The organism is Streptomyces ossamyceticus (genome assembly GCF_001418475.1).
Taxonomy (GTDB): Bacteria; Actinomycetota; Actinomycetes; order Streptomycetales; family Streptomycetaceae; genus Streptomyces; species Streptomyces ossamyceticus.
Genome location: NZ_LIQX01000363.1, coordinates 1 through 2588, shown reverse-complemented (window position 1 = coordinate 2588; position 2588 = coordinate 1). Strand labels below are relative to the sequence as shown.

Here is a 2588-nt window from a genome sequence, read left to right as displayed (position 1 = left end):
ACCCCGTACAGTTCCTCCCCCTCCTCCCGATGACCCCCAACGAGGCGGCCTGGAAGCGCGTCCACGGCGCCCAGGCCCTCCAGGAGCGCTGGCTCACCCAGGGGACGGACCTCCGCGACCCCGTCCGTACGTCGGTCTCCCTGGACTAGGCCGGTCGCCCCCAGGGCTCCCTCCGCGACTTCCCCGTGTGACCGACGGCACGCCACAGGTGACCGGTGGGCGCCCGGCAGGTGGCCGAAAATCGGCGCTTCCCTCTGGGGTGTGGGTAGTTGATTCCGGCGGCGGGTTCTCCGGTCCCCCGGAGGGTCGGCTGCCGTCCGGCGTCCGGCGGTCGTGCGCGGAATGTGACGCGCACACGCCGGACGGGTGATCGTCCTTGACGCGAGGAAGCACGGGGAGGACCGTTGGGCCCTATGAGGGGCGAACCCAGTTGCCCGAAGTGTGGTGGCCGGGTCAGGGCTCCCGGCCTCTTTGCCGACTCCTGGCAGTGCGCTGTACACGGGACGGTGCACCCGCTGCAGCCCGTGATCCCGCCCAGCGTCGAGGCCCTCAGCGTCGTGGTGCACCGTGCCCAGGTGCCGGTGTGGATGCCGTGGCCGCTGCCGGTGGGCTGGCTGTTCACCGGTGCGGCCTTCGCCGGTGACGACCGCAGCGGAGGGCGCGCCACTGCCGTGGCCTGCTCCGGTCCGGGGCCGCTCGGCGGCATGGGCGAGCTGGTGCTCATCGCCGAGGAACTCGGCGTGGGCCTCGGCGCCCGGTACGCGGGCATCGACGGACCCGACCCCGGGCCGTACCTCAGCGTAGAGAAACCACCCCAGGCGAAGGTGCTCGCCGCGGGGCGCCCCACGCCCCTCTGGCATGTCTCCGGCACCCCCGACGACCGCGCCGTCTTCGCCGGCGAGGCACTCGGCCTCTGGCTGTGGGCGGTCGTCTGGCCCGAACAGACGGGCTTGCTCATGTACGACGAACTGGTCCTCACGGATCTGCGCGACGCGGGCGCCGAGGTGGAACTGCTGCCGTGCGGCGCGCTGTCCCCGCGCATCCTGGAGCCGTAGAGCGGCCCTGTCGCAGCGCTTGCCTTCACCGGTGGGGGCTGTCCGCAACGGCCGGGGCCGGTCCGCGCATGGCCGGGGGCCAGTCCGCGCATCACCGGGAGCCGGTCCGCGCATGGTCGGGGACCTGCCCGCGCATGGCCGGGGGTCTGTCCGCACCGGCTGGGTGCCCCCTCCATGTGTAGGGGGCGCTACCCGGTTTCGGGTGTGACCGGAGTGCTTCAAAAGGGCGCTATTCTTGAGCGTCCGCTTCCGTTTCGTCTGTTCCTGGAGTCCGCGTCGTGCGCATCGATCTGCACTGCCACTCCACGGCCTCCGACGGTACGGACACCCCCGCCGAGCTGGTCCTCAAGGCCGGCGCCGCGGGCCTGGACGTGGTCGCGCTGACCGACCACGACACCACCCGCGGGTACCCCGAGGCGATCGCCGCACTCCCGGAGGGGCTCACGCTCGTCACCGGCGCCGAACTGTCGTGTCGCCTGGACGGCGTCAGCATGCACATGCTGGCCTACCTGTTCGACCCCGAGGAGCCCCGGCTGCTCGCCGAGCGCGAACTGGTCCGGGACGACCGGGTGCCGCGCGCCCGCGGGATGGTCGCCAAGCTCAACGAACTGGGTGTGCCGGTCACCTGGGAGCAGGTCGCGCGGATCGCCGGGGGCGGCTCCGTGGGTCGGCCGCACGTGGCCACCGCCCTCGTCGAACTCGGCGTCGTACCGACCGTGAACGACGCGTTCACGCCGCAGTGGCTCGCCGACGGTGGGCACGCCCATGTCGAGAAGCACGAGACCGACCCGTTCGAGGCGATCCGGCTGATCAAGGGCGCCGGCGGAGTCGCGGTCTTCGCGCACCCCGCCGCCGTCAAGCGCGGCCGCACCGTCCCCGAGTCCGCGATCGCCGACCTCGCCGCCGCCGGGCTCGACGGCATCGAGGTCGACCACATGGACCACGACCCGGCGACCCGGGCGCGACTGCGCGGCCTCGCGAAGGAACTGGGGCTGCTCGCCACCGGGTCCTCGGACTATCACGGCAGCCGCAAGACCTGTGAGCTCGGCGAGTACACGACCGACCCCGAGGTCTACGGGGAGATCACGCGCCGGGCCACCGGAGCGTTCCCCGTCCCGGGCACCGGCGGGAAACAGTCGGCTCCTCGGCCTTAGGGCGTCCGGCGGTTCGGTAGCGGCGGTGGCGGAGGCGAGGGCGGCGGTCGGTGGCCGGTCGGCGGATTGCCAGGCCGTTCGGTCCACGGTTCGGCGGACCGGCGGTCGGCAGATCACCTCGGTGGGCCGATCCAGTGATCGCGGGCGGCCGACCCAGGGACGACCGGGCGGGCCGACCCAGGGATGACCGGGCGAGTCGGTTGTCCCGCTGTCCCGCTGCCCGGCCCGGGTCTCGCCCTCCACCCTCTGCCCTCCGCCGTCCTCCGCACCCGTTCCCCGTGCTCGCCGCTCGGCTCCGTCGCCCGTTCGTCACCATCGTCACCACTGGCGTAGGGCTCTCGCCCCGCCTCGCCCGCACCGCCCCGCTCGGCGATACGGG

General features: G+C 73.2%; 3 protein-coding genes. All 3 read left to right on the top strand.

Features of this window, described 5'->3' with window-relative positions:
- On the top strand, positions 1-149 hold a 149-nt coding region (locus tag AOK15_RS42680; RefSeq protein WP_167738855.1), incomplete at its 5' end, for a suppressor of fused domain protein.
- Between the two features lie 264 nt (positions 150-413).
- Positions 414-1055 (top strand): DUF6758 family protein, encoded by a 642-nt coding sequence (locus tag AOK15_RS25575; protein WP_055520711.1) that lies wholly within the window; start codon positions 414-416, stop codon positions 1053-1055.
- A gap of 278 nt (positions 1056-1333) precedes the next feature.
- Positions 1334-2209, top strand: a complete 876-nt coding sequence (locus AOK15_RS25570) for a PHP domain-containing protein (protein WP_055520710.1) — start codon at positions 1334-1336, stop codon at positions 2207-2209.
- The last annotated feature ends 379 nt before the right edge of the window (positions 2210-2588 follow it).

Coding starts and splice junctions, on each gene's coding strand:
- AOK15_RS25575 (WP_055520711.1), top strand. CDS start 414: ATGAGGGGCGAACCCAGTTGCCCGAAGTGTGGTGGCCGGGTCAGGGCT.